The sequence below is a fragment of the Rhizobium sp. NXC24 genome, from assembly GCF_002944315.1.
GTDB lineage: Bacteria > Pseudomonadota > Alphaproteobacteria > Rhizobiales > Rhizobiaceae > Rhizobium.
In genome coordinates this window covers 58723-84510 of sequence record NZ_CP024312.1, presented here as the reverse complement: position 1 = coordinate 84510, position 25788 = coordinate 58723, and the positions used below count along the sequence as shown (strand labels likewise).

The 25788-nt window shown below is 61.8% G+C and carries 24 protein-coding genes and 1 pseudogene; 17 read left to right on the top strand and 8 right to left on the bottom strand.

Annotated elements, in window-relative coordinates; genetic code table 11:
• Positions 1-244 precede the first annotated feature (244 nt).
• Positions 245-1024 (top strand): HAD-IIB family hydrolase, encoded by a 780-nt coding sequence (locus tag NXC24_RS20750; protein ID WP_104825357.1) that lies wholly within the window; start codon positions 245-247, stop codon positions 1022-1024.
• A 98-nt stretch (positions 1025-1122) separates the two neighbouring features.
• Here NXC24_RS20750 and NXC24_RS20745 read toward each other — a convergent pair whose 3' ends face one another.
• The gene (locus NXC24_RS20745; protein WP_104825356.1) at positions 1123-2136 is read right to left on the bottom strand and encodes a fatty acid desaturase; all 1014 of its coding nucleotides are present in this window, start codon (positions 2134-2136) and stop codon (positions 1123-1125) included.
• A 218-nt stretch (positions 2137-2354) separates the two neighbouring features.
• Here NXC24_RS20745 and NXC24_RS20740 point away from each other — a divergent pair, with 218 nt between their 5' ends.
• Genes NXC24_RS20740 through NXC24_RS20720 form a run of 5 tightly spaced genes read left to right on the top strand, consistent with a single transcriptional unit; the run spans position 2355 to position 7706 of the window.
• Positions 2355-3920: an ABC transporter substrate-binding protein gene (locus tag NXC24_RS20740; RefSeq protein WP_104825355.1), complete on the top strand. Its 1566-nt coding sequence runs from the start codon at positions 2355-2357 to the stop codon at positions 3918-3920.
• A 36-nt stretch (positions 3921-3956) separates the two neighbouring features.
• A complete protein-coding gene (locus NXC24_RS20735) occupies positions 3957-4940 on the top strand; it encodes an ABC transporter permease (RefSeq protein ID WP_104825354.1) in 984 nt (327 codons plus the stop codon).
• Positions 4937-5770 carry an ABC transporter permease gene (locus NXC24_RS20730; protein WP_104825353.1) on the top strand — a complete coding sequence of 278 codons (834 nt, stop codon included), beginning with the start codon at positions 4937-4939 and terminating at the stop codon, positions 5768-5770. The genes NXC24_RS20735 and NXC24_RS20730 overlap by 4 nt, the downstream gene beginning before the upstream one ends.
• A complete protein-coding gene (locus NXC24_RS20725) occupies positions 5767-6741 on the top strand; it encodes an ABC transporter ATP-binding protein (protein WP_104825352.1) in 975 nt (324 codons plus the stop codon). Before NXC24_RS20730 ends, NXC24_RS20725 begins: the two co-directional genes overlap by 4 nt.
• The gene (locus NXC24_RS20720) at positions 6741-7706 is read left to right on the top strand and encodes an oligopeptide/dipeptide ABC transporter ATP-binding protein (RefSeq protein ID WP_104825351.1); all 966 of its coding nucleotides are present in this window, start codon (positions 6741-6743) and stop codon (positions 7704-7706) included. Before NXC24_RS20725 ends, NXC24_RS20720 begins: the two co-directional genes overlap by 1 nt.
• Here NXC24_RS20720 and NXC24_RS20715 read toward each other — a convergent pair.
• On the bottom strand, positions 7688-8494 hold the full coding sequence (locus tag NXC24_RS20715) for a PhnD/SsuA/transferrin family substrate-binding protein (RefSeq protein ID WP_104825350.1): 807 nt from the start codon (positions 8492-8494) through the stop codon (positions 7688-7690). The genes NXC24_RS20720 and NXC24_RS20715 overlap by 19 nt on opposite strands.
• A gap of 84 nt (positions 8495-8578) precedes the next feature.
• Here NXC24_RS20715 and NXC24_RS20710 point away from each other — a divergent pair, with 84 nt between their 5' ends.
• Positions 8579-10189: an FAD-binding protein gene (locus NXC24_RS20710; protein WP_104825349.1), complete on the top strand. Its 1611-nt coding sequence runs from the start codon at positions 8579-8581 to the stop codon at positions 10187-10189.
• Positions 10189-10509 carry a ferredoxin family protein gene (locus NXC24_RS20705; protein ID WP_104825348.1) on the top strand — a complete coding sequence of 107 codons (321 nt, stop codon included), beginning with the start codon at positions 10189-10191 and terminating at the stop codon, positions 10507-10509. The genes NXC24_RS20710 and NXC24_RS20705 overlap by 1 nt, the downstream gene beginning before the upstream one ends.
• A gap of 423 nt (positions 10510-10932) precedes the next feature.
• Here the strand turns inward: NXC24_RS20705 and NXC24_RS20695 are convergent, their stop codons facing one another.
• The 6 genes from NXC24_RS20695 to NXC24_RS20670 all read right to left on the bottom strand — a co-directional run bounded on the left by NXC24_RS20695 (position 10933) and on the right by NXC24_RS20670 (position 16682).
• Positions 10933-12201, bottom strand: coding sequence for an SfnB family sulfur acquisition oxidoreductase (locus NXC24_RS20695; RefSeq protein ID WP_104825532.1), 1269 nt, complete (start codon positions 12199-12201; stop codon positions 10933-10935).
• A 95-nt stretch (positions 12202-12296) separates the two neighbouring features.
• Positions 12297-13544, bottom strand: a complete 1248-nt coding sequence (locus NXC24_RS20690) for a hypothetical protein (protein ID WP_104825346.1) — start codon at positions 13542-13544, stop codon at positions 12297-12299.
• A 1-nt stretch (position 13545) separates the two neighbouring features.
• Positions 13546-13845 (bottom strand): hypothetical protein, encoded by a 300-nt coding sequence (locus NXC24_RS20685; protein WP_104825345.1) that lies wholly within the window; start codon positions 13843-13845, stop codon positions 13546-13548.
• Positions 13838-14626: an ABC transporter ATP-binding protein gene (locus NXC24_RS20680; RefSeq protein ID WP_104825344.1), complete on the bottom strand. Its 789-nt coding sequence runs from the start codon at positions 14624-14626 to the stop codon at positions 13838-13840. Before NXC24_RS20680 ends, NXC24_RS20685 begins: the two co-directional genes overlap by 8 nt.
• Positions 14626-15624: an ABC transporter permease subunit gene (locus NXC24_RS20675; protein ID WP_104825343.1), complete on the bottom strand. Its 999-nt coding sequence runs from the start codon at positions 15622-15624 to the stop codon at positions 14626-14628. The genes NXC24_RS20680 and NXC24_RS20675 overlap by 1 nt, the downstream gene beginning before the upstream one ends.
• An 11-nt stretch (positions 15625-15635) precedes the next feature.
• Complete coding sequence (locus NXC24_RS20670) at positions 15636-16682, bottom strand: ABC transporter substrate-binding protein (protein WP_104825342.1); 1047 nt, start codon at positions 16680-16682, stop codon at positions 15636-15638.
• A 298-nt stretch (positions 16683-16980) separates the two neighbouring features.
• Between NXC24_RS20670 and NXC24_RS20665 the strand changes: the two genes are divergently transcribed.
• The 9 genes and pseudogenes from NXC24_RS20665 (at position 16981) to NXC24_RS20625 (ending at position 25606) form a co-directional block, all read left to right on the top strand.
• Positions 16981-18018: a 2-oxoglutarate and iron-dependent oxygenase domain-containing protein gene (locus tag NXC24_RS20665; RefSeq protein WP_104825341.1), complete on the top strand. Its 1038-nt coding sequence runs from the start codon at positions 16981-16983 to the stop codon at positions 18016-18018.
• A gap of 29 nt (positions 18019-18047) precedes the next feature.
• Positions 18048-19409 carry a PLP-dependent transferase gene (locus NXC24_RS20660; RefSeq protein ID WP_104825340.1) on the top strand — a complete coding sequence of 454 codons (1362 nt, stop codon included), beginning with the start codon at positions 18048-18050 and terminating at the stop codon, positions 19407-19409.
• Between the two features lie 50 nt (positions 19410-19459).
• Positions 19460-19858, top strand: coding sequence for a RidA family protein (locus NXC24_RS20655; protein ID WP_104825339.1), 399 nt, complete (start codon positions 19460-19462; stop codon positions 19856-19858).
• Between the two features lie 133 nt (positions 19859-19991).
• Positions 19992-20518: pseudogene (locus NXC24_RS20650) on the top strand (hypothetical protein).
• 31 nt (positions 20519-20549) lie between these two features.
• Positions 20550-22133, top strand: coding sequence for an ABC transporter substrate-binding protein (locus NXC24_RS20645; protein ID WP_199773593.1), 1584 nt, complete (start codon positions 20550-20552; stop codon positions 22131-22133).
• Positions 22134-23216 (top strand): ABC transporter permease, encoded by a 1083-nt coding sequence (locus NXC24_RS20640; RefSeq protein ID WP_104825338.1) that lies wholly within the window; start codon positions 22134-22136, stop codon positions 23214-23216. It abuts the gene before it with no gap.
• Positions 23213-24070, top strand: a complete 858-nt coding sequence (locus tag NXC24_RS20635) for an ABC transporter permease (protein ID WP_104825337.1) — start codon at positions 23213-23215, stop codon at positions 24068-24070. The genes NXC24_RS20640 and NXC24_RS20635 overlap by 4 nt, the downstream gene beginning before the upstream one ends.
• A complete protein-coding gene (locus NXC24_RS20630; RefSeq protein ID WP_104825336.1) occupies positions 24063-24887 on the top strand; it encodes an ABC transporter ATP-binding protein in 825 nt (274 codons plus the stop codon). The genes NXC24_RS20635 and NXC24_RS20630 overlap by 8 nt, the downstream gene beginning before the upstream one ends.
• Positions 24884-25606: an ABC transporter ATP-binding protein gene (locus tag NXC24_RS20625; protein ID WP_104825335.1), complete on the top strand. Its 723-nt coding sequence runs from the start codon at positions 24884-24886 to the stop codon at positions 25604-25606. The genes NXC24_RS20630 and NXC24_RS20625 overlap by 4 nt, the downstream gene beginning before the upstream one ends.
• Positions 25607-25788 lie beyond the last annotated feature (182 nt).

Genomic DNA, 25788 nt, shown 5'->3' with positions numbered 1-25788 from the left:
TGGCAGCACTCTCATGAAGGTGCCAACGACGATATTGTCTTGAGGAGTGAGGAGATTGGCAAAGCAGTATCACTGCTATTCAGCTCTGACCCGGAGAAGGGAATTTCAATTTTCTACCAAATCTGTAGATTTCTATGTCGCGCGCCGAAGCGTCCAGTGTTCTCGGAATTATCGGGCCGCCGAACGCCATTGACGCAACCGACGGCTTGAGCGTGAAATCCAGGCATGAAAACAAGGTAACGAGATGAAGCCCCTGAACGACGCCACAGCCTTGACATTCCAGGATGTCCGTTTCGTGCTCACCGACATGGACGAGACGTTGACTTATCGAGGCCGGCTCTCCGCTCGAACCTACGAAGCGTTGGAACGGCTGCAGCACGCCGGCATTATCGTTATTCCCGTAACCGCGGCGCCGGCCGGCTGGTGCGACCAGATGGCCCGTATGTGGCCCGTGGATGGCGTCATCGGCGAAAACGGCGGCTTCTTCTTCGCGCGCCGGGCCAGCGATCATGGCCTTCAGCGTCTGTTCTGGCATGGCGACAAGGAGCTTATCCGTATCATCGAGCAGTTGGCTCAGATCGGTGAGCGAGTGCGCAGGGAAATCCCTTCTGCCACTTTTGCCGACGATCAACCGTTCCGCCAAACCAGCATTGCCTTCGCGCGCCCGGAAGATGCCATGGTTGAGACCGAGGTCGTCGCGGCGCTACGCAGCGAGGGTGCCGACGTCACCGTCAACAATTTGTGGATTCTCGGCTGGCTCGGCGGCTATGACAAATTGTCCATGGCCCGACGTATCCTGCTCGAACGCTACGATCTCGATATCGACAAGGAGCGAAATACCGTGCTCTACGTCGGCGACTCGACCAATGATGCGCCAATGTTTTCATTCTTCAACCATACGGTCGGCGTCAGCACCGTGACCCAATATCTTCACGAAATTCCGGTGGCGCCGCGTTGGATCAGCGAGGGACCGGGTGGCTCCGGTTTCGTCGAGGCAGCTTGCGCCGTCCTTGCCGCGAGATGAGCGTGACCGACAGATGATGCCGCTGACGCGGCAAGACATGCCACCGCCGCGACCAAGTTAACGGCGATCGTAGACCCCATAGCCTCCCGTCCGCCGGCCTAAGCCTCGGACGTTTTCGTCTCGCCGTCTGCAACCATCCCGCCGCCAAGCGTTGCGGAGGATGGATCTTTCGGCATGTGGCGTGGGTGGCGGGGATCGTCGTGCGGCTTAAGAAGGAAACGCCGAGCGACGTCGAAATAGCTGTCGTAAACAAGACCGCCATTGATCGCCACCAGCAGTTCACGGTCTCGGCGATAGAGGTGGGGAATCCGATACCAGGGTATAGCCGGGCGCTGATGATGAAGCACATGGAGATTGTTGTAGAGGAACAAGAGCCCGAAAACTGGACTGTTTTCGACAATTGCAGTTCGCTCGTCGTGATGGTCGGCGTAGCGGTGCTCTGCATATGAGCGGAGCCTGGTCAACGCAGCCCCGAGATAGACGAAGCCGAGCAGGTAGAGCCAGAGCGGCATTTTGCAAATAAAAATTACCCAGAAGAGTATGGCAATGATTGACAGCCCATGCCAGAGCCAAATCTGCGCGCGCTCACGGCTGCCATTCACGATGTGAGACGCTTCCTGTGCAAGGAAGCTGATGATCATGACCAGCGGACCGATCGTCAATCTTCCGAGGAGCGTCATATTCCATTCTGCAATTTTCTTGCCGATTGGGCCTATGCGCTCCCATGCCGCCTGGGTGAAATAGGAGGATTCCGGATCCTCGATCGGATCTGTCAGATGCTCATCCCGATGGTGGACGAGGTGCGTCTCGCGGTAGATGACATAGGGCAACCAGAGAGACAGAGATAGCCAGCCGATAGCGTCGTTGATCGACTGGTTTCTGGTGGGATGGCCGTGGATAAGCTCGTGCTGAAGCGAGCCCTGCCAGGCTACCAACCACCCGCCCACCACCATCACGAGGACAGTCGGGATGGCTTCCCAGAACCAGGTAACCGACAGGAAGCCTATGTAAATTATGCCCGAAAGCAATATGGTCTGCCATTCGATATCGGCGATCAAAAGCTGGGGGCTAGGGCGTTCGAGGGAATTCTCTGAAGATGTCGAGTTTGGCATCGTCAATCCAGGAGCTGAATCATTTTCCGGCACTATAATTCGCGCCCGCCCTCCTTCGCGCCGCACGGGTTTTCCTCGCAGCCGGAGAAAAAAGAAAAAATACATGCATGGAGACACAAACGAGGAATATTTACTCTATCGATTTGGTAGGGAATTGAATTTAATCCGCATATCGACAGATAGACCCGCCGCTGGCTGGGTAAATGCGGAGGATCGAAATGACTTTCATAACCACACGTCGCCAGTTGCTTGTGGGCGGCGCGTCAATCGCAACCGTGGTCGCTCTTGGCGGCGTCCATCCTGCCTTCGCATCCGCCGACCGGTCGAAGATCGTCGTGCGTGTCGAAAAGGATCCGGTGAATCTGGACCCTGCCAACCGCTCCGGCCCCGTCGACCTCAACGTTCTTTGGTCGGTGCAGCAGGGCTTGATCTCTTTCAAGCCCGGCTCGACCGAGTGGGAACTCGATGCGGCGGAAGAGTTGGAGCAGGTCAATGCTACGGAAATCCGCTTCAAACTGCGCAGCGGCCTTGTCTTCACGAGCGGCTATGGCGAACTCACCGCCGAAGACGTCAAATTTTCCTTCGAACGTTTCATCAAGCCGAATGCCGAAGGCAAACCTGTTACCTATGCCAAGGATTGGTCCGCTCTCGATCGCGTCGAGGTGACGGGTCTGCTCGAAGGCCGCATCATCCTGAAAAAACCTGCGCCGGCGCTTTATACCATTGCGCTGGCAGACGGTTCCGGCCGCATCATCTCAAAGAAGGCATTCGAAGCGCTGGGCGAAAAGGAAATCGCGACAAAGCTGATCGGCAGCGGGCCATATGTCCTGAAGCAATGGACGCCCCGCGACCAATTCGTTCTCGAGATCAACCCTGACTACAAGGGGCCGATCAAGCCGCACTTCCAGCAGATCGTCGGCAAGCCGATCAGCGAACAGAAGACTGCGGAGATTGCCTTCCAGTCCAATGAGATCGACTTCACCGCCATCGACCCCGAAAACGGCAAAACGCTCTCTGCGCTTCCGGATGCAAGTGTTACGCAAATCCCCGCTATCGATTATGTCTGGTTTGGCCCGAACATCGAGAAGGCACCGTTCAACGATATCCGCGTGCGCCAGGCACTCCGTTACGCCGTCGATATCGACGCGATCCTGCAGGGGGCTTACTCCGGCCTCTATCCGCGCGCCAACTCGCTTCTTGCGCCGAGTTTGCTCGGCCACTGGAAGGACGCGCCGGTCTATGCCCGTGATCTCGAAAAGGCAAAGGCCCTCCTCACGGAGGCCGGCCATGCTGATGGCTTCAAGACGAAGCTGACAATCGAGGCGAATGCCCGCTACGAGGCCATTGCACAGATCATCCAGGCCAACCTTGCCGAAGTCGGCATCGATGTCGAAATCGAGGCGCTGGAGTCCGCCGCCTACTGGGCGCTCGGCAACAATGACGCCAGCAAGGATCTTGAGCTGTCGCTGATCAAGTACAACGGCAAGTTCGACCCCGGCTTCCAAACACAATGGTTCACCTCTGCGCAGGTCGGCCAGTGGAATTGGCAACGCTGGAAGAATGCCGATTTCGACGCACTGCATGAAAAGGGTGGCGTCACTGTCGACCCAGCCGAGCGCGCGAAGATCTACATCGAGGCGCAGAAGCTGCTCGACGAATCCGCCGCCTTCATCTGGATCACTCACAACCTCAATGCTTTCGCTTCGCGCAACTGGCTGAAGCCCGGCGTCCTGCCGAACGGCAATAACTGGCTTTATACGGCGTTTTCAGAAACGACGGCCTGATCCGGTGATTGCGTTGATACACGGGGACGCGCTGTGATGAGGAGCGCGTCCCTCTCCATTCATCTCGCCTTCAAGCTGGCAACGGCGTTTCTCGCTGTTGCCGGTTCAGTCCTGCTTTTGCTCGCACTGACGCGTCTGATCCCCGGCGATCCGGCAACCGTAATCCTTGGCTCACGCGCCACGCCGGAGGCCATCGCTGCGCTCAATGCACGCATCGGTCTCGACAAGTCGCTGACCGAGCAGTTCGTTGGCTTCTTCGGCCGGCTGCTTTCCGGCGACCTTGGAGAAGACGTTTTCAACGGCCGGCCCGTTCTGGGCCTTGTCGCCGCGGCACTGCCGAACACAGCGGCACTCGCAATCTCTGCCATGCTCTTTGCCATCGTCCTCGGGGTGCCGCTTGCTTTGCTTTCCGCCCGTTGGGCAGGCAGGCGACTGGATCGTCTGATTGCTTTTTTGAGTGTCGGGTTCATTTCGACGCCGAGCTTTGTCGTGTCTGTGTTCCTCCTGATGGTGTTTTCCGTGACGTTGCGCTGGTTTCCGGTGCTCGGCGCTGGCGAGAGCGGCCATCTTGGCGACCAGCTCTGGCATCTCGTACTGCCGACGGCCGCACTCGCCGCCGGCTGGGTCGGCTATATCGCGCGCTTATTGCGCTCCTCGCTGCTGGAGGTTTTGAGCGAGAGCCATATTCGCACATTGCGCGCCTATGGCGTCAGCGAAGCGAAGATCCTGATGAAATATGCCCTGAAACCCGCCGTGCTTCCGACTGTCGCGGTGCTTGGCATGGGCTTTGGGGAGCTGCTTGGCGGCGCGGTCTTTGCCGAGGTCATCTTCAATCGGCCAGGGCTGGGTTCGCTGATCTATGACGCGATCCGCACGCGCAACTACCCCGTCGTTCAGGGCGGAGTGTTCATAATCGTCCTCCTCTACGTTCTCACCAATCTCATTGCCGATCTTTCCCAGAGTCTGATCGATCCGCGCGAGCGCGCCCGCCTCTCTACCGGCCGGGGTGGCGTGACATGACGGCGCTCATCGAACTCTCTCGCCGCCCCGGCGGCACATTTGCACTTGTTGCTGTGACGCTGCTCTGCCTGGTCGCGATCGCAGCACCCCTTATCGCGCCCTATGGCCCGAGTGCAATCGCCCCGACCAGCCGCCTGATGAGCCCGTCATTCCAGCATTGGCTCGGGACCGATCAGCTCGGCCGCGATATACTGAGCCGTCTGATTTTTGGCGCCCGCGTCGCGCTCGGAATCTCGCTGACCGTCATTTCCATATCGCTCACAACAGGCGTCCTCCTCGGCATCGTGTCGGCACTTTCGCCACGCGCTGTCGATCTTGCCATCGTCGGCATTTTCGATATCGTAACGTCGTTTCCGAGCATCATCCTGGCCCTGGCTCTCGTCGCCGTCTTCGGCCCCGGCCTCGGAAACGTCGTACTGCTCGTCAGTATCGTCTTCGTACCCCATTTCGGCCGCGTCGCCCGCGCGCAGACGATCACCATCCGCAATAGCCCCTTCATCGAGGCGGAAAAGGTACTCGGCGCCGAAACATGGCGGGTGATCCTGCATCATGTGACACCCAACATCATCGGCCCGATCTTCGTGCTCGCCTGCATGGATATCCCCGTCGTCATCACCATCGAGGCGGGACTGAGCTTCCTCGGGCTCGGCGTACGCCCGCCGCTCGCCAGCTGGGGCAACCTGTTGAACGACGGCTACACATATCTCGACCAGTCGCCCTGGCTCGCCACCTTTTCCGGCCTGTCGCTGATCCTCGCCACGCTGGGTTTCGCGCTGCTTGGCGAGGCACTGCGCGACACGCTCGATCCGAAGCTGAGGAAGACCTTGTGACAGACACCCTCCTCACCATCGAAAACCTCAACGTCTCCTATCGCGGCAACGGCCGGGCGGCCCACATCCTCGACAGTGTCGATATCGAGATCGGTCGCGGCCGGTCCGTCGGGCTCGTCGGCGAAAGCGGCAGCGGCAAATCGACCGTCGCCTTCGCCCTGCTCGGTCTGCTTGCCGACAATGCCGAGGTTTCCGCAAGCCATGCCACCTTCGACGAACGTTTGCTGAGTTTTGCCGCGGGTGAAACCACCCCGCTGCGCGGCACCGACATCGCGATGATCTTTCAGGACCCGATGACGGCGCTGAACCCGATGTTCACCATCGGCGCGCAGCTCGTCGATATCCAGCGGCGGCGCTTTCCCAAGGAGAAGCGGCGGATGCTCTGGGCGCGGGCGAAGGCCGTGCTCGCCGATGTCGGCGTGCAGGATGCTGCCGCCCGGATGCACCGTTATCCGCACGAATTTTCCGGCGGCATGCGGCAGCGTGTGATCATCGCCATGGCGCTGCTGGTCGAACCGAAGCTTCTGATCGCCGACGAGCCGACGACGGCGCTGGATGCCACGATCGAGGCGCAGGTGGTCGAGGTGCTGCGCCGGCTGCGGCAGCGTACGTCTGCTTCGATGCTGGTTGTCAGCCACAGCATGGGCCTGATTGCAGAGCTCTGCGACAGCGTGGTCGTGATGTATGCGGGAACCGTCGTGGAAAACGGCCGGGTAGCGGATGTGCTGCACCACCCACGCCACCCTTATACCCGCGCCCTGCTTGCCTGCGAGCTCGATCCCTTTGCCACCTTCGACCCGTCGCAGGAGCTTGCAACCATCCCCGGCGGCGTACCCGATCCTTCACACCGTCCAGCAGGCTGCGTTTTCGCCGGCCGCTGTCCCGCCCGTCATGACCGGTGCAGCGAAAAGCCGCCGCAACGGCAGGCACGCGATGGCCAAAACTATACCTGCTGGTTGGAGGCTGCGTGATGACGGCCCTCGCGTTGAAAGATGCCGTCATCCGCTATGACCGGCTCACCGCCGTCGATGGGGTTTCCCTGGAGCTGCGGCGCGGCGAAACGCTCGGGCTCGTCGGCGAAAGCGGCTGCGGCAAGTCTTCCATCGCACGGGCCATCGTCGGGTTACAGCCGCTCGCCGCCGGCACGTTGACGATTGAAGGCGAGACGCTTCGGGATGCACCGGCGGGGCGCCGCGTCGATCTGCAGCGCAAGATCCAGCTGCTGTTCCAGGACCCGGCCGCGTCACTCTCGCCGCGCATGACCGTTGGCTCGCTCCTCGCAGAGCCGCTGAAAATCCGCAAGGTGCACACGCTCGAGAGCTGGTCGCGCATTGTGGCGCTGGCGGAAAGCATCGGCCTCGGCGAGCAGCTTCTTTCGCGCTATCCGCACCAGCTGAGCGGCGGGCAGGCGCGGCGCGTGGCGCTGGTCAGGGCGCTGGCCGCCGAACCCTCGATCATCGTTGCCGACGAACCGACCGCCGGTCTCGATATTTCCATTCAGGGTGAATTGCTCAATCTGCTCCGGGCTTTGCGCGACCGCCTGGGGCTAAGCTACCTGCTGATCTCGCACAATCTCAACGTCGTCGGCCGTGTCACGGATCGGGTGGCGGTGATGTATCTCGGCCAAATCGTCGAGAGCGGGCCGACAGCCACCTTGTTCCGCGATCCCGCCCACCCCTATACGCGGGCGCTGCTCTCGGCCAATCTTACGCTCGACCCCAGCCGCCGGCGCGAGCGCATCGTGCTGACGGGCGAACTTCCGAGCCCCAGCAATCCACCGTCCGGCTGCCGGTTTCACAAGCGCTGCCCCTTGGCGCAGCCGAAATGCGAAAGCGATGCGCCTGTACTCCAGGCTGGCCCAGGCGGTCGCAATGTCGCATGTCATTTTCCGTTGACAACGACGCCCGCTGTCACACCTCAAGCGATCGCGGGGTAACCATGCCGCGCGGCTTCGCGACCGAGCTCCGACAACACCTCGTAATCGGCGTCGCTGAGAAGGCTGATGCCACGCAGCGAAAGCGTGTCGCAAACCTCGGCAAGGTCCGGATCGGCAATGGCTTCGGCCAACGCACGGCGCAGGATGACGAGGTCTTTCGCCGACGTTTCGGCGGAGGTGATGAAGGGCAGGCCAGGCCCTTTGGCGGTTTCCGCCAGGATGCGCACACCGGCGAGGCGATCGGGATCGAAACGCAGGGTATTGCCGAAGGTGACACAGTCGATCGCCGCGACATCCGCCTCTCCGCTCGAAACGGCATCGATGCTCATCCGATGGCCGCCAGTCGTGATCACCGACGAGAAGAAACGTTCCTCGACCGCATACGGCGCGACGAAATGCCGAAACAGATTGTAGCCGGAATTGCTGCCGGGCTCGTTGATCGCCGCCCGCGCGCCGCGCAGTTCCTCGATCGACCGTACCGGCGACTTGGCATTGACGATGATGAAGCTGCATTTGAGCGGCCCGTCGCAGCCGGGCAGCCCGTAAACGGGCGAAGCGACGAGCTGCACTTTGCCGCGCAGATGCTGGACATAGGGATAGCCGCAGGTCTGGCCGAACAGGAGGTCCGGCCGAAGCCACGCTTCGTCATAGCGAATTTCGTCGTCAAGCGCCGCCGGCGCATCAAGCCCAAACGCGCGAATGCGCGCACCCAGCGCCTTCCAGAAGAGCCGCGTCGCCTCCTCGACCGGTGGCGGGCTGACATACATGGCAAGGCTGGCGAAGGACATGAGGCAAACTCCGAAGAACCATTCAAAAACCTATGCAATACATAGATTTAAACCGCAATGAGTTTCGTTGAAAGGATGTTGACCATGAGCAAGCCCGCGCAGAAAATCCGTCCTTCGGCCGATACCGAAATTATCTGCGACGTACTGGTCATCGGCGGCGGCCCAGCCGGCTGCTGGGCGGCGCTGGAAGCGACCGGCGCCAAGGCTCGGGTCGTGCTGGTCGACAAAGGTTATTGCGGCAGCTCCGGCGCAACGGCCTCGGCCGGCACCCAGATCTGGTACGTGCCGCCGGACCCGTCCGAGCGGGAGATGGCCATGGCAAGCCGCGAGGCGATGGGCGGCTATCTTTCGGAGCGCTCCTGGATGGCGCCTGTTCTCGACAAGACGTATGAGAGCGTCAACCGGCTGGCGGACTGGGGCTATCCCTTCCCCGTCGACGAAAAAGGCGAGCAGCAGCGCATCTCCGTCCAGGGGCCGGAATATATGCGGCTGTTGCGGCGACGGGTGAAGAATGCCGGCGTCACCATTCTCGACCATCATCCCGCCACCCATCTCCTGACCGATGGCGGTGCTGTCGTTGGCGCAAGCGGGCTGCGCCGGCAGGAAGGCGGACGGTGGGCGGTTCGGGCCGGCGCGGTGGTGCTGGCGGCGGGTGGCTGCGCCTTCATGAGCAAGGCGCTCGGCTGTGACGTCTTGACCGGCGACGGATATTTGATGGGTGCTGAGGTGGGCGCCGAACTTTCAGGAATGGAATTCTCGTCGGCTTATGCCATTTCGCCGGCCTTCGCCTCGATCACCAAGACCGCGCTTTATCGCTTTGCGCAGTTTTACCGCAAGGACCACAGCCTGATCGAAGGTGCAGGCTCTGCCCGCGGCCGCTCCATCATCGCCCGCACAATTCTATCGGAACCCATCTACGCCCGCCTCGATCTTGCCGAGACCGATGAGGTGAAGGCCATCCTGCGCCGCGCCCAGCCGAATTTCTTCGTGCCCTTCGATCGCCGCGATATCGACCCCTTCACCGAACTCTTCGAGGTGAAACTGCGCCTTGAAGGCACGGTGCGCGGCACCGGTGGTCTGCGGCTGACCGGCCTCGACTGCGCCACCACCGTTGCCGGCCTCTTTGCCGCCGGCGACAGCGCCACGCGCGAACCGATCTGCGGCGGCTTCACCGGCGGCGGCAGCCACAATGCCGCCTGGGCGATCTCGACCGGCGCCTTTGCCGGCGGATCCGCCGCGGCCTTTGCTCTTTCAAAGGAAACCAGGCCCAAAGGCAGGCTTCCAGAACCCGCCGTTCGAGCATCAGAAAATACCCAGCCCGTTGATCCCCCAGCCATCATCAAGGCCGTGCAGGACGAGGTCTTCCCGCTCGACGTCAATTACTTCCGTACCCATTCGACCCTCTCGGCCTCGCTTGAGCGGCTCGACCGGCTGTGGGAAACCATCTCGTCCGCCACCGGCGCTGATGAAAGCCAGGCGCTGCAACTTCGCCAGGCCCAGGCGATGGCCGCCACCGCCCGCTTCATGTACTGCACCGCGCTGTCGCGAACCGAAACCCGCGGCATGCACCGCCGCGAGGATTTCCCGAAGCAGGATCCCGCCCAGCATCACCGGCTTGTCGTCAGCGGCCTCGATACGACCACCGTGCGACAAGAGGCTGTAGGTCCCGGAGTATACAGGGAGGCTGCGGAATAATGATCGAAGTCCTTGATCCCCAAACATGCACAGACTGCAATCTCTGTGTTAAGGTTTGCCCGACCAATGTCTTCGAAGCGATTGCAGATGGACCGCCGGTCATCCTGCGCCAGGAAAACTGCCAAACGTGTTTTATGTGTGAGCTCTATTGCCCCGTCGACGCGCTCTACGTTGATCCAGATCCCGAGATAACGCACGATTTGACACTTGAGACCGTACGCGAGAGCGGTCTGTTTGGCAGCTACAGGAAGGCTATCGGCTGGCATAAAGACACGCGCGACCAGCGTCATATCGACGACCATTTCCGGCTACCACAATGACTGCTGCAGTCCATTCCGCATCGACGGGTAAAACCGCTGCAAGTACTGATCGCGGGCAGCGTCGCCGCGCTTGACGTCCTCGATGTCGCGATAGCGGTCCGCTAGGAAGTTCTTCGGCGGATATGGTGCGTCGCCGAAACAGCTTTTCGTGCAAGACGCCGGCCTTCTACGCGGTGCGTGTCGGCCACTGTTCCTGCAGTGTATCGGCGATCTGGCTATAGGGGCCGATAAAAACACCGGACCCAGCCCGCCGATGCCAACGAACTGCGCCAGCGCGATTGTCCAGGCCCTATCGCTAACGGCCAAAAGCTCGACCGCCCACTGGATCGCATTGGTCTCGACCTCTTGACCAGATCGGCCCCCGTATCTCAGCGTGAGCACTGAGATGCGGGGCGGCGGCTCCGGCAATCCGGCCTGGCCCCCTCAGCTCCAGGGATGGCGGGGCGGGCTGATGCCGTTGAGGTAGTAATTGCCGACATGGAAGAACTTCCACCGCACCGGATCGTGCAGCGTATGCGCCCGGGCATTGCGCCAATGCCGGTCGAGATTGTGTTGGGCGAGCGTCGAGCGCGTCCCGGCCAGTTCGAACAGCTTGTTGGTGGCGAGAATGGCGATCTCGGTGGTCAACACCTTGGCTTCGGCCGTCTTGACCGTGGCCTCGTTGACGTTCTCTTCCGTCGGTTCGGCTTGCGCCTTGTCGATGGCGAGACCGGCAATGGTAAGCAACGCCTCCGCCGCATGCAGCTTGATCTGGAGATCGCCGATCGCCTGGATGGTGAACGGGTCCTCGCCCGCGGTCTCCTTGCCGCTGTCGATCCAGGGCCGCGACTGGGTCTTGACGAAGGCGATCGTATCTTCGATCGCGCCCTTGGCGATGCCGGCATCGATCGCCGCCTGGATGATCTGCGACACCGGGCCGGCAATAGTCGGCCGTTCGAAGGCGGCCACCGGCAGCAGGCGCTCGCGCGGCACGCGGACGTTGTCGATCCGCACGCTGCCCGAGGCCGTGGTGCGCTGCCCGAAGCTCGACCAGTTGTTGGTCACAGTGATCCCCGGCGCATCGCGCTCAGTGAAAACCAGAAAACCCTGGCCGGCTTCGTCAACGGCGACGACCGGGATGATGTGCGACAGCAGAGCGCCGGTCGTATAGAACTTCTCGCCGTTGACGATAGCATCGGCGCCGTCGTAGCTGACTCTCGTCTCGAAGGCGGCGACATTCTTACTGTGGAGTTCGGAGAAGGCATTGCCGAAGCGCAGGCCTTTCAGCACCCAGCCGAAGAATTCCTTTTTCTGCGCTTCCGTGCCGTCGAGGTCGATATGACCGTTGATCGCCAGATGGTTCTGGGTGATCTGCGCGATCGATGAGTCGGCGGAGGCGATGATCTTGATCACCTCGGCAAGCGTTGCATAGGAGACGCCGGGGCCGCCATATTGCTTCGGCACGTTGATGCTCCAAAGGCCGCTCTGCGAATAGAGATCCAGTTCTTCGAGCGGCAACAGGCCTTCGCGGTCACGAAAGGCAGCGCCCTTGGAAAATTCCTCAGCCAGCTTTTTGGCGATTTCGATCGCCTCGGCATCGGATTTGACGATATGGGCGGGCTGGGCCGGGTGCGGGCGCGGCGGTACCGGATCGGTCGAATTGACGCGCGGATGTTGCGAATAGTCGATCTTGCTTTCTGCCTGGGAACCCATGGCCTGTCCTTTCTTCAAAGCGACGCCCGGCATCAGCCGGGGCTTGGTTGAGGTTGAGACGAAACCGGTGGCGCGAACCGCCACTCTCGTCGAATCTAGCCGCCATATTCGATGATGCTGAGGCCGGCATTGTAGTCGGTGGCATAGATCAGCCCGGCAGCGTCGACGAACACATCGGCCGACTGGATGACTCTTGGCCGCACACGGCGGTCGATCATCCGCTCAGGTGCCGCCGGTACCAGCGCACCGGTTTCCTTTGGCCGGTAGGGATCGGATATGTCGAACGCGCGGATGCCGGCATTCTGCCAGGTGGCGAAGACCAGGCTGGAGGAGCGGAACGTGCCCGGGCGGTTTTCATGGAGGTTATGCGGGCCGAAATGGCCCCCCTTCGCCGGATAGTCCGCCTCCGCGGGAATAGGAAAAGTCACGATCGACACCGGATTTTCCGGCGCGCGGATATCGAACACCCAAGTGTGTTTGCGGCCATCCGCCTCGTTGTCGGCCACCGCCTCGTCGGCGACGATCAGGAGATTGCGGTCGACGAGGGGCAAGGCGGAATGCGTGCCGCCGCCATAGGGTGGCGACCAGTTGCGGTGCACGGTCAGCCGCGGCTTTGCCTTATCGGAGACATCGATCAGCGTCAGCCCGCCGTCACGCCAGCAGGCATAGGCGGTATCGCCTTCGACCACGGCATGGTGAAGCGCATAACGCCGCCCTTCACCCCATGTCGGTGTCTCGCCAGCCGCCTTGTTCATGCCTGGCAGCCAGAAACGGCCGGCTTCGACCGGCCTGGTGGGATCGGCCAAGTCGACAATCACGAGTATATAGTCGGTGAAACCGTCGATCAGTGCCGAGACATAAGCCCAGCGCCCCCCGACATACCAGATGCGATGGATGCCGACGCCATCGACCGGAAAGAAGCCGATCCGCTGTGGCCGGGTCGGCTGCGAAATGTCGTAGATCGCCATGCCGGCCGACCAGGGTCGCGCTTTTGCCGCACCTGCCGCAGTGCCGAGCCTGTCGCCGACCGAGGCAGCATAATAATCCTTCTCATCGGCGAAGGCGGCTTCGGCGAAGAGGTCGAGCGCATGCACGACCAGCAGCAGGTCGTCATGTGTCTGCAGATGGATGGTCCAGGTCTTCGGCGGCGCCGGCACGAAGGTTGCCGCACCCGGCTTCCTGGGATCGCGGACATCGATGATGGAAAAGCCCCCCGACCAGGGATGGGCGACATAGGCATGGCCGCGATGGACCATCAATTGCGATCCATCGCCGCGTCCGCCTTGGTCCGAATGGCCTATCAGGCGCATATTGCGGGCATGGTCAGGCTGCGCGAAACTCATCTCAACGCGCCTCGCCGACCCTGAAGGAGCGCATGGCGACCGCCACCAGCAATAGCCCGCCGGCCCCCCAGAATGCCTCGGCCGAATAGCGGCGGATGCCGAGGAAGTGATCCTGCCGGCAGAGCGATTCAGCCAGCGAGCAGATGTCGGTGTTACGTGCCAGGCAGGGGACGACTTCAGACAAGGTCATAGTGTTGGTCTTCAGCAACTCGTCGAAGACCACCCACCACCAGAGGATGGCGAGCGTAGTCAGCACGCCACCGACGATCAGCAGCACATTGGAGAGCGACGGCCTAGCCATGGATGATCCCCAGCTTGGAGAGCAATTCCTGCCGCAGCTGCACGAGGTCTTCGTCGTCGCGCTTACGCGGGAACGGTTTATCGACGCTGACCTCGTGCACAATGCGCGCCGGCCGGTCGCTGAAGACGATGACGCGATTGGCGAGCAGCAGCGCCTCCTCGACATCATGGGTAACGAGGATTGCGGTGAAGCCGGCATCCTGCCAGAGCTTGGTCAATTCCTGCTGCAGGCCGAGACGAGTCAGCGAATCAAGCTTGCCGAAGGGTTCGTCGAGCAAAAGCAGATGCGGATCGTTGACCAGCGCGCGGGCGATGGCGACGCGCTGGGCCATACCACCGGAGAGCTGGTTGGGGTAGGCATCAGCGAACTTTTCCAGCTTGACGATCCTGAGCGCCTCGTCGACGCGCGCCTCATGCGTCTTGAGCAGGCCGCGCGCTTCGAGCCCAGTGGCGACATTCTTGCGCACTGTGCGCCATGGGAAGAGTGTCGGGTCCTGAAAGACTAAGATGCGCGACGGATCGGGCGCGGTGATGGGCGCGCCCTCTTCCAGCAATCGGCCTTCACGCGGCGTGTCGAGACCGGCGGCCAGCCGCAGCAGCGTAGACTTGCCGCAACCCGATGGCCCGAGCAGCGCGATGAACTCGCCTGGCTTGACCGACAAGTCGACATTGTCGAGCACGGCCAGCTTCTCGCCATTGATGACGAAATGGTGCGAGACGTTCTCGACATCGAGCGCGATGGCGCGGCGTTCCACCGCAGATGGACTGACGGTGACGTTCATCAGATAAGTCCCCTCTCCTGGCCGGTCAGCAGGCGGTCGCGGGCGACGAACAACAGCTTGACGATTCCCGAGCAGAGCAGAGCCATGATGACGATGGTGGCGTAGACATTGGCATAGCCGGAATAGGCGGTCTGGAACTGGATGTACCAGCCGAGCCCATATCGGGCGCCGAGCATTTCGGCGACGACCAGCACAGCGAAGGAATAATAAAGGCCCATGAACAGGCCGACGAAGGTGTGTGGCAGCGACGCCGGAATGGCAATCCTGAGGATCAGGTAGCGGGCATCCGCGCCCAGTGTCCGGGCGACATCATAATAGGCCTTGTTGACCGAGGCGACGCCGGATGCGGTGAGGATCGCGACCGGAATACCGCAGGAGAGCGCCACGATGAAGATCGAGGCATCGAACGTGGTCGGGAAAAAATAGAAGGCCGCGGGAATCCAGGCCGTTGCCGGCACCGGGCCGATCAGCTTCAGCACCGGCATGGCCCAATAATTGAACCGCACCGACCAGCCGAGCGCCACACCGATCACGAAGCCCACGGCAATGCCGGAAAAGAAGCCGAGCCCCCAAAGCCTGAGCGAATAGGCAATGCAGATCAACAGCCGCTGCCACTCGACGACATAGACGTTGAGCAGGCCATGCGGCGGCGAGAAGAACGGTTTCGGCAGCCAGCCAGTCTTGGCCGTCGTATATTCCCAAAGCAAGAACCAGACGCCGAGCGCTATCAGCCATGGGCCATAATAGGTAATTTTAGCGCCGGTCGCGCCCAGGCGCGGTACGGCAAAGCCGAGCGCTACGAGCGCGATCGCCCCTGCCGCCATGATGGCGGCAAACAGCGGACCGCTGCCCCAGGCGATCACATCCGGCAGGGCGACCGTGACGATGGCCGTCAGCGCCCAGAACAGGGCGGCAATGAAACCGGTGGTCCAGACCCCCTGCCGCAGAGACAGGGTGTCGATCCGGTCGTCGACAAAGGTCGGCGCGGCGTCCGTCATGGTTTTGGTCCTTATGCCAGGAGGTTGACCGTGATGCGCTCGGCAAATTCCTTCGGATCCGTCGACGGATCGAGGACGTTGACGAGCTTGAGGTCTTCCGAAGTGACACGGATCTGCTCGACCAGTTCGGGGCCGATCGGGTGATTGTGGGTCCTCAGATTGCCGATCACCCCAACCAAGTCCTCCAGGCTTAGGCCGGCCGGCTTCAACTCTTCGAGATACCATTGCGCCACCTCTTCGACATGGCCGGAGACATATTCGTGGATTTCGATATTGGCCTCGGCAAGCCGGCGCAGCGCATCCTTGTTGGTCTGCAGGAACGGGCCATTGGCGCCGAGCACGCAGCAGGTATGATTCTCGTAGACGCCCGTCTGGGTGTCGGCGATCAGCTTGAAATCGAACTTCTTTTCGATCGAATAGGCCCAGGGGTCGAGATGGGCGGCGAGATCCGCATCGCCACGCTTGACCGTTTCGCCGACCAGATCGAAGGGCACGGCCTTCCAGGTCACGTCGTTTTCCGGGTCGATGCCGGCCTTCTTCAGCGTTACCTGGAAGGCGACCTGCGGCGGCGCGCCGATGCCATAGGTGGCGATCGTCTTGCCCTTGACGCTGGCGAGATCGGTGATGCCGGATTCCTTCGACGCCAACAGCCGCTGGCAGCCGCCATGCGAGCCGACGAACAGTTTGACGTCAAAGCCCTGTTCCAGCGGCTTCAGCCAGTCGCCGATCAGGCCGGCGCCGGCATCGGCCTTGTTGGTGGCCAGCGCCTGGATCAGTGTCTGGCCGCTGGCGCCCTGGTAGAACAGTTCGACGTCGAGATTGTGCTTCTTGTAAAAACCCTTGGCGACGCCGAAACCGAGCGGCGAATGGCAGGCCGCGACTTCCGTCCAGGCAAGCCTGATATGCGGCGCCGGGCCGGCAATGGCCGGGGTGAATAGGCTGTTGCCGGCAATCGCGCCGGCGGCGACCACGCCGGTGCCGAGTGCCGCACCCTTGAGCACTGTGCGGCGCGAAACGCCTGCATGGCTGGCACTGGGAGACTTGCTGCCATCCGTCATATCATTCCCTCCGGATATGAGCGCTGCCCCTGCAGGCTCTGATCCGCCAAGCATAAATCCCATTTCCCCCTAATCAATATTGTCTATGGATTTAATGTTCTAACTTTCCGCGAAGTTGCAAAATGGCATTGCGCCTCCATTGTGAAGGACAGAAAATCTATGCATGCTGCTTTCATTCAGGCATATTCCAGTTATAAATCAACCATCTATATTAATTTAATAGACTATTGATTTTCGGATTCATTGCAGCTTATCGTCCCGGTCGGAAGCAACGGCCGGAAGCGAAAGCGAGTGCGTCATGACCTCTGAACAATCCTTGCCCGTCCTCAATCTCGAACGGTTCGCGCCCAACCATCCGGAGCGCGACGCGGCCCTGGCGGAACTGCGCCGGGTCGCCCATACGCTCGGCTTCTTCTACCTTTCCGGTCACAGCATCCCGCAGGAGCGCATTGACGGCGTGCTGGCGCTGTCGCGCAAATTCTTCGCCCTGCCGGAAGAGGACAAGCTTGAAATCGAAATGTGCAACTCGCCGCATTTCCGCGGCTATAACGGTCCGGGCCTCGAATATACCCGCGGCCAGCAGGACTGGCGCGAGCAGGTCGATTTCGGCGCTAACCGCGACAGGCTAACCGTTAACGCCGGCGACCCGCCGTGGAAGCGGCTGGTCGGCCCCAACCAATATCCAACCTCCTTGCCCGAGCTGAAGCCGGTGATCGAGCAATGGATCGCCGACGTGACCTCTATCGGCATCCGCGTGCTGAAGGCCTATGCCGAGGCACTTGGCCAGTCGCCCGACGTGTTCGAGCCGATCTATGCCGGCGGCCCCAACCAATTGCTCAAGATCATCCGCTATCCTGGCCGCGACAAGACCGAGACTGACCAGGGCGTCGGCGCCCACAAGGATTCCGGTTTCGTGACGCTGCTGCTGCAGGATACCGGCGCGGGCCTCCAGGTCGATGACGGCCATGGCGGCTGGATCGAAGCCAAGCCGGTGCGCGGCACCTTCGTCATCAACACCGGCGAACTCCTGGAAATGGCCTCGAACGGTTTTCTGCGCGCCAACATCCATCGGGTGGTGACACCAAAGGCCGGCACGGATCGTATGTCCGTCGCCTTCTTCCTCGGTGCCAATCTCTCCGCCACCGTGCCGGTGCTGACGCTGCCTGACGAGCTGCAGAAACAGGTGCGCGGCGTGACGCAAGATCCGCTCAACCCGCTGTTCAACGAGGTGGGCCGCAATTTCCTCAAGTCACGGCTCCGCTCGCATCCCGACGTCGCCCAGGCCCATCACGCCGACCTTCTCGCCGAACAGCAGAAGGTCGCCGAGACCGCCTGATCCATCAACGCTCAACAAAGGAGCCGGATATGAACCTCCATCTCAGTCCCCAAGACGCGACCGAAACCACGCCAGCCCCGCCGGCCGGAACGGCGCTTTTCAAAAGCCGGCACCCGGAGACGATCGCGCTGCACGGCGGCAGCTATCGCTTCGACCCGACCAGCGGCGCGGTGGCCGTGCCGATCTACCAGTCAACCTCGTTTCAATTGCCGGGCACGGAGGGCGCCGACAAGCTCTTCGCGCTCGAAGCGCCGGGCCATCTCTATACCCGCGTCTCCAACCCGACCCAGGATGCTTTCGAGCAGCGGCTTGCCGAGATCGAAGGCGGAGCGGCTGCACTGGCGCTAAGCTCCGGCCAGGCCGCTTCAGCCTTCGCCGTGCTCAACCTCGCCCGCGCCGGCGACAACATCGTCTCCTCCGTCGGCATCTATGGTGGCACCTGGGCGCTATTCGCCGCGACACTCAAAAATTTCGGCATCGAAACCCGCTTCGTCGATCCCACCGATCCGGAAGCCTTCGCCCGCGCCACCGACGACAAGACCCGCGCCTATTATGCGGAATCGCTGCCCAATCCGAAGCTCGAAGTCTTCCCGATTGCCGAAGTCGCCAGCATCGGCCGTCGCTTCGGCATTCCCCTGATCGTCGACAACACCGCTGCCCCCCTGATCATTCGCCCGTTCGAACATGGCGCTGCGATTGTGGTCTACTCGACCACCAAATATATCGGCGGCCATGGCACCTCGATTGGCGGTGCCATCATCGAAAGCGGCACTTTCCCATTCGCCAGCTATCCGAAGCGGCTGCCGACACTGCATGATCCAGACCCGAGCTACCAGGGCGCCACCTGGCTGGAAAAGGCTGAAAAGATCGGCTTCTTCGCCTATATCCTGAGAGCCCGCGCCGTGCTGTTGCGCGATCTCGGCGCCGCGATCAGCCCGCAGAATGCCTTCCAGTTCCTGCAGGGCCTGGAAACGCTGCCGCTGCGCCTCGCCCAGCACAACCGCAACGCCGAGATCGTCGCCGACTATCTCAAGGGCCATCCAAAAGTGTCCAACGTCATCTTCCCGAAATTCCAGATCGGCGAGGCCAAGGCCAATGCGGAGAAATACCTGAAACCCGGCAATTTCGGCGCGCTTGTCGGCTTCGAACTCAAGGATGGCCGCGAGGCAGGCCGGCGATTCATCGATGCGCTGCAGCTCTTCTACCACGTCGCCAATATCGGCGACGCGCGGTCGCTGGCGATCCACCCCTCGACCACCACCCATTCTCAGCTCTCCGCCGAGGATCAGCTCGCGACCGGCGTGACGCCGGGCTATGTCAGACTGTCGATCGGCCTTGAGCATCCGGACGATATCGTCGCCGATCTCGAGCAGGCGATTGAGGCAGCCTGAACAGGCGGGGTGGCGCTCTTCCTGCCGCGCCACCCTATCCGAAACGAATCATGACCCGCTATATCAAAACCGACACCGCCGCCCCGCCACCGAGAACCGCTCGCTATTCACATGCAGTGGAGGCCAACGGCTTCCTGTTTGTCACCGGCCAATTGCCGATCGACCCGGACAATCCGGAAGGGCCCCTTCCATCATCGATCGAGGAGCAGACCGAACTGGTCTTCCGCAACCTTTCGCTGATCGTCGAGGCATCCGGCTATGCGCTGTCTGACACGGTCTTTGCCCGTATCTACCTCAGCCATTTCGAGCGTGACTATGCGGGTTTGAATTCCATCTATCACCGCTATCTCACCGACGAGAACGCGCTCCCCGCCCGCACGACGGTCGGGGTGGCAAGGCTAGGACGCGATGCACTGGTGGAAATCGACCTTACGCTCGCCCGCCGATAGCCATTCGGCCATTCCCGGCGAGATATCCGATCCATAGAAATTTTTTCGCTAAGCGAACGTTAAGTTAGATCATACCGCCCTCATCATCACAAAACGCCCATAGTAGCGTCCGGGTTACCCAAGCGAGACGTCCATGAGCCACATTCCGCAAATCGACTACGACACCGCCTCGGCTGACATCCGCAGGGCGCATGACGACGAAGTCGCGGCCCGCGGGCGCATGACCAACATGAAGCGCACGCTGCTGCATTCGCCGCAAGCGCACCGCATCTATGCCGAGTGGTTCACGCTACGCGCCGAGCTGCTGCCCGTCATCAACGACCGCGCGATCTGGATATTTTCGCATTCGATTTCCAAGGCGTTGAACTCGAAGATCGCAGTGACGTTCTTCCGCCGGGCGCTGATCAATGCGCGACTAGATCCGCACTGGTGCTTTCGGACGAGGAGACCCTGCTGGCGCGCTTCGGCCGCGCCATCGTCGCCGATTCCAACGCGGTTCCCACCGATATCTGGGCTGCACTGAAGGAGCGCTACCCGCCGAAAACCCTGGTCGATCTCGTTGCTTTTGCCGGCATCATGATTGCCACCGCCGTGTTCAACAATGTCGTCGAGGTGGATTTCGATCCCGAACTCGCAGCCTTCGCCGAAAAAGACAGTTGATTTTCCGCCATCCGATCAAAGGGAGTCCATCATGACCATCACTATCCGGCAAAAACTGCTCGGCAGCGTCTTCGGCGCTGTTCTCGCATTCGGCATACCGCTCGCGCATGCCGAAACGCCGAGCGACACACTCGTCGTGGCGCAGTCGATCGACGATGCCGTCAGCTTCGACCCGGCCGAGGGCTTCGAGCTGACCACGGTCCAGTCGTTCAATAATGTCTACCAGCGGCTGGTGCAGTCCAACCGCCAGGATGGCACCAAGATCGAGCCTGCGCTCGCCGCCTCCTGGGAAGCGGGCAAGGACGGCAAGAGCCTGGTCTTCACGCTTGCCGACGCAAAATTTGCCTCCGGCAATCCTGTCCGTCCGGAGGATGTGATCTTCTCCCTGGCCCGTGCGGTCAAACTCAATAAGGCGCCGGCCTTCATCCTCAACGAGCTCGGCTGGAAGGCCGACAATGTCGATGCCGCCGTCACCAAGCTCGACGACAAGCATGTCAAGCTTTCCTGGAGCGCCGATGTCGGCCCGGGCTTCGCGCTCGCGCTTCTCACCGCGCCAATCGCCTCGATCGTCGATGAAAAGACGGTCTCAGTCCAGGCCAAGGACAATGATTTCGGCAATGGCTGGCTGAAGATCAATTCCGCCGGCAGCGGCACCTATGTGATCGCCAATTACACGCCGCATGAAGCGCTGGTGCTGCAGGCCAACCCGAACTCGTCCGACAAGGCTGCCCTGCCCAACCTCATCATCCGCAACGTGCCGGATGTCGGCGCCCGCCGCCTGCTCATCGAACAGGGCGATGCCGATATCGCCCGCGGCCTCTCCGCCGACCAGATCGAGGCATTGAAGAGCAAGAGCGGTGTGAAAGTCCTCTCCGTGCCGTCGGCCCGCACCGACTATATCCTGATCAATTCAAAGGCCAACCCGACGCTCGGCAACCCAGCCCTCTGGGAAGCGGCGCGCTACCTCGTCGACTATGACGGCATCGCCAAGCACTTACTGCGCAGCCAGAGCACGATCCACCAGGCTTTCCTGCCGGACGGCTTCCCTGGCGCGCTGACCGACACGCCGTTCAAGTTCGATGTCGAGAAAGCCAAGAAGATCCTTGCCGATGGCGGTATTAAGACACCGTTCAAGATCGAATTCATCGTCTTCAACGACCAGCCCTTCCTGTCGATCGCCCAATCGCTGCAATCGACTTTTGCTGAGGCCGGCATCACGCTCGACATCCAGCCGGGTGTCGCCAGCGAGATCTATGCCCGCGGCCGCGCCGGCAAGTACGAGATGACGCTGCGCTACTGGATTCCGGACTATTTCGACCCGCATTCCAATGCCAGCGCATTTGCGATCAACAAGGACAATTCCGCCAATACCGTCGCCAAGCAGGCGGGCTGGGTGATCCCGGAACTGGCCGACGAGACGCTGGCCGCCGTCAAGGAACAGGACCCGGCCAAGCGCGTCGAGCTCTACCAGGACCTGCAGAAGAAGATCCAGAAGAGCTCCCCCTACATTTTTACCCTTCAGGGCAATGACCAGGTCGTGCTAGGCGACAAGGTGAAGAACTACGCTCAGGGCCTGAATGCCGATCAGGTCTATTACGACAAGGTGGAAAAATAAGTGCCAGAGACGGCAACCCCGTCGCAAACCGAGAACGACGACTCCCGCCTGCGGCGACGCTCGCGGGAGTTCTCTTTCGTCTGGACACTGACGAAATGGCTCTGGTCCTTCGCGCTCACCCTGCTGGGTCTGGCGCTCGTCACCTTTGCCATGACCCGTGCAGCCCCCATCGATCCGGCGCTGCAGCTGGTCGGCGAGCACGCCAGTCAATCCACCTATCTTGCGGCACGCGCCGCGCTCGGGCTCGACCAGCCGCTGCCGCTGCAATTCGTCCGCTATGTCGAGACGGCGCTAACCGGCAATCTCGGCCTGTCGACTTCGACCGGCCAGCCGGTGGCGAGCGACATTGCCCGCACATTCCCGGCAACCGTTGAACTCGCCACCGTCGCCATCGTCTTCGCCACCTTGATCGGGTTGACGCTCGGCATTCTCGCAGCGATGCGGCTCGGAAGCTGGCTCGATGCGCTCGCACGCCTCGTCTCGCTGATCGGCTATTCGATCCCGATTTTCTGGCTCGGCCTGTTGATGTTGCTGCTTTTCTATGCCCGACTGCATTGGGCGCCAGGTCCCGGCCGCACCGATGTCGTCTTTCAGTATACGGTCAAGCCGATTACCGGCTTTGCGCTGGTCGACACCTGGCTCTCCGGCAAGGCTGGCGCCTTCCGCGATGCGCTATCGCATCTCGTGCTGCCGGCGACTGTGCTTGCCATCTATGCGCTCGCCTCGATTGCCCGGCTGACGCGCTCGACCATTCTGACCGAACTCGGCCAGGAATATGTCACCACTGCCCGGGCCAAAGGTGCGAGCATTCGCCGGGTCGTGCTCGTTCATGTCCTGCCGAATGTCGCCGGCACGCTGCTGACCGTCGTGGCGCTCGCCTATGCCAGCCTGCTCGAGGGTGCCGTTCTGACCGAGACCGTCTTTGCCTGGCCGGGGATTGGTCGCTACCTGACCACCGCCATGTTTGCCGGCGACATGGCCGCCGTGCTCGGCGCGACACTGGTGGTCGGCACGTCCTTCGTGCTGCTCAACACGCTGACTGATCTCGGCGCCGTGCAACTCCAGGCTGGAGGCCGGCGATGAGCGGGATCGTCGGACATCCAGTTGCCGCACCGTCTTTCGCCACGCGTTTCCTACGCTCGCCATCCGCCGCGATCGGCGGCGCTGTGGTTCTGCTGATCCTGATTGTGGCCTTGCTCGCACCGCTGATCGCCCCCTATGACCCAATCCTGCAGAACACTGCCGACCGGCTGATGCCTCCCACGGCGGCGCACTGGCTGGGCACCGACGCCTTCGGCCGCGACATGCTCTCTCGCCTGATCTACGGCGCACGGCCTACTCTGCTGCTTGTCCTTGTCGTGGTGCTGCTGATGGCTCCCCTCGGCATTCTCGTTGGCATTCTCGCCGGCTTCTTCGGCGACCTGACTGAACGCGTCCTGATGCGATTCACAGATATCGTCATGTCCTTCCCACGCCTGCTTCTAGCTTTCGCCTTTGTCGCCGTCATAGGGCCCGGCCTGATCAACGGCGCGCTTGCACTGGCGCTGACGAGTTGGCCGGCCTATGCGCGGCAGGCGCGCGTCGAAACGGCGAGCTTGCGGCGCAGCGAGTATCTCGCCGCCGCCGAGATGGTCGGCATACGCGGTATCCGCCTGCTCTGGGGCCATATCCTGCCGCTCGTCCTGCCCTCGTCGTTGATCCGCCTGGCGCTCGACCTTTCCGGCATCGTCCTCGCCGCCGCCGGCCTCGGCTTCCTCGGGCTGGGCGTACGGCCGCCTACGGCGGAATGGGGTTCCATGGTCTCGGACGGCACGCAGGTGATTTTCGACCAATGGTGGGTGGCCGCCGTCCCCGGCATTGCCATCCTGACGATTTCGCTGGCCTTCAACCTGATCGCCGATGGCCTGCGCGACATACTGGATCCCCGCCATGGCTGACCCATTGCTCGACATCGACGGCCTGTCGATCGCCTTCCCGTCCGAAGCCGGGCCGGTCCGGGCGGTCGATGACATTTCCTTCACGTTCGGCCGTGAAATCTTGGCGCTCGTCGGCGAATCCGGCTCCGGCAAATCCATGACCGGCCGCGCGATCATGGGACTCCTGCCGCGTAGCGCCGACATGCGCGCCCGCAAACTCGACTTCGACGGCCGCGATCTCAAGGCGCTCCCGCCATCCGCCTGGAATGCGTTGCGCGGCAATGACATCGGCCTCATCCTGCAGGAACCCAAATATTCGCTTAATCCTGCTCACCGGATCGGCCGCCAAGTCGAAGAGACATTACTGCTCCATACCAACCTCTGCGCTGCAGAACGTCGCGAGCGGGCGCTCGACATGCTCGCCAAGGTCGGGCTGCCGGACCCGAAGCGTGTCTATGCCAGCTATCCCGCCGCCCTTTCCGGCGGCATGGGCCAGCGCGTCATGATCGCCGCGATGATCATCAACCAGCCGAAACTGCTGGTCGCCGACGAGCCGACCTCGGCGCTCGACCGCGCGCTGCAGGACCAGATCCTAACGCTGCTGCGGACGCTGACCACCGAATTCGGCATGGGCCTGCTGCTGATCAGTCACGATCTCAAACAGGTGTCGCGCTATGCCGATCGGGTGGTTGTCATGCGCCGCGGCAAGATCGAAGAGCAGATTGCGGCCGTCGACCTCGCTCAGGCCAAATCCGCCTATACGCAGGCGCTCTGGGCCGCCCAGCCATCCGCTGCGACCTACGGCACACGGCTTCCGGTCTATAGAGAGGCGCCATGAACGCGCTTTCCGTCGAAAGCCTCGTGATCGGCTTCGAGACATCCGGCAATCGCTTCGTCGCGGTGAAAGGGGTGGGCTTCGAGGCCGCCGACGGCGAGACGTTCGGGCTTGTCGGCCCGTCCGGTTGCGGCAAGACCACCGTTCTCCGGGCCATTGCCGGCTTGAACACCCATTGGCAGGGTTCAATTCGCGTCTTCGGCGACATGTTAGGGCCCGGCCGCAAGATCACCGGCAAACTGCGCGACAATATCCAGATGGTATTCCAGGACCCTAATTCGTCGCTGCATCCACGTCACCGCATCGGCCGCACGCTGGGCGAACCGCTGGCAATCCGCGGCGAGCGCAATGTTGAACGACAGGTCGTCGACGCGCTCGCCAAGGTCGGGCTTGCCGCTGCCATAGCCGGCCGCTATCCACACCAGCTCTCCGGCGGCCAGCGGCAGCGCGTCGCGATTGCTCGGGCGCTGCTCCTTAAACCCTCGCTGCTGCTGCTCGACGAGCCGACGTCTGCGCTCGACATTTCCGTGCAGGCCGAAATCCTCAACTTGCTCAACGATCTCAAGCGAGCGCAGGGCATGACGCTGATCCTCGTCAGCCATGATCCCGGGGTAATCGCCCACATGTGCGACCGGGCCGTGATGATGAAGTCCGGCCTAATCGACCGCTCACTCGATCGCAATGCTCTGGCGACCGATGATTGGGCGGCAGCGCTCGCCTGACTTCCGGTCAAGCGATCGTGGTGACAATCTAGGATTGCTGCGGATCATATTGCTGACCGTGCAGATTTCATCCTCGGCCGCCGAGATGATCGCCTATCTGCAAGTAGGCGTTACCGAAGTCGCCGGAGTCAAAACTGGATCGCGTTTTCGACTGTAGATGCTTTATCTGAGGTTGCCGACGG

Excerpts from the sequence above, each read along its gene's own strand:
- NXC24_RS20730 (WP_104825353.1), top strand. The coding sequence starts at position 4,937 with ATGACGGCGCTCATCGAACTCTCTCGCCGCCCCGGCGGCACATTTGCA.
- NXC24_RS20625 (WP_104825335.1), top strand. The coding sequence starts at position 24,884 with ATGAACGCGCTTTCCGTCGAAAGCCTCGTGATCGGCTTCGAGACATCC.
- NXC24_RS20720 (WP_104825351.1), top strand. The coding sequence starts at position 6,741 with ATGACGGCCCTCGCGTTGAAAGATGCCGTCATCCGCTATGACCGGCTC.
- NXC24_RS20740 (WP_104825355.1), top strand. The coding sequence starts at position 2,355 with ATGACTTTCATAACCACACGTCGCCAGTTGCTTGTGGGCGGCGCGTCA.
- NXC24_RS20645 (WP_199773593.1), top strand. The coding sequence starts at position 20,550 with ATGACCATCACTATCCGGCAAAAACTGCTCGGCAGCGTCTTCGGCGCT.
- NXC24_RS20670 (WP_104825342.1), bottom strand. The coding sequence starts at position 16,682 with ATGACGGATGGCAGCAAGTCTCCCAGTGCCAGCCATGCAGGCGTTTCG.
- NXC24_RS20660 (WP_104825340.1), top strand. The coding sequence starts at position 18,048 with ATGAACCTCCATCTCAGTCCCCAAGACGCGACCGAAACCACGCCAGCC.
- NXC24_RS20630 (WP_104825336.1), top strand. The coding sequence starts at position 24,063 with ATGGCTGACCCATTGCTCGACATCGACGGCCTGTCGATCGCCTTCCCG.
- NXC24_RS20735 (WP_104825354.1), top strand. The coding sequence starts at position 3,957 with ATGAGGAGCGCGTCCCTCTCCATTCATCTCGCCTTCAAGCTGGCAACG.
- NXC24_RS20715 (WP_104825350.1), bottom strand. The coding sequence starts at position 8,494 with ATGTCCTTCGCCAGCCTTGCCATGTATGTCAGCCCGCCACCGGTCGAG.
- NXC24_RS20655 (WP_104825339.1), top strand. The coding sequence starts at position 19,460 with ATGACCCGCTATATCAAAACCGACACCGCCGCCCCGCCACCGAGAACC.
- NXC24_RS20635 (WP_104825337.1), top strand. The coding sequence starts at position 23,213 with ATGAGCGGGATCGTCGGACATCCAGTTGCCGCACCGTCTTTCGCCACG.
- NXC24_RS20665 (WP_104825341.1), top strand. The coding sequence starts at position 16,981 with ATGACCTCTGAACAATCCTTGCCCGTCCTCAATCTCGAACGGTTCGCG.
- NXC24_RS20710 (WP_104825349.1), top strand. The coding sequence starts at position 8,579 with ATGAGCAAGCCCGCGCAGAAAATCCGTCCTTCGGCCGATACCGAAATT.
- NXC24_RS20695 (WP_104825532.1), bottom strand. The coding sequence starts at position 12,201 with ATGGGTTCCCAGGCAGAAAGCAAGATCGACTATTCGCAACATCCGCGC.
- NXC24_RS20750 (WP_104825357.1), top strand. The coding sequence starts at position 245 with ATGAAGCCCCTGAACGACGCCACAGCCTTGACATTCCAGGATGTCCGT.
- NXC24_RS20690 (WP_104825346.1), bottom strand. The coding sequence starts at position 13,544 with ATGAGTTTCGCGCAGCCTGACCATGCCCGCAATATGCGCCTGATAGGC.
- NXC24_RS20675 (WP_104825343.1), bottom strand. The coding sequence starts at position 15,624 with ATGACGGACGCCGCGCCGACCTTTGTCGACGACCGGATCGACACCCTG.
- NXC24_RS20745 (WP_104825356.1), bottom strand. The coding sequence starts at position 2,136 with ATGCCAAACTCGACATCTTCAGAGAATTCCCTCGAACGCCCTAGCCCC.
- NXC24_RS20705 (WP_104825348.1), top strand. The coding sequence starts at position 10,189 with ATGATCGAAGTCCTTGATCCCCAAACATGCACAGACTGCAATCTCTGT.
- NXC24_RS20680 (WP_104825344.1), bottom strand. The coding sequence starts at position 14,626 with ATGAACGTCACCGTCAGTCCATCTGCGGTGGAACGCCGCGCCATCGCG.
- NXC24_RS20685 (WP_104825345.1), bottom strand. The coding sequence starts at position 13,845 with ATGGCTAGGCCGTCGCTCTCCAATGTGCTGCTGATCGTCGGTGGCGTG.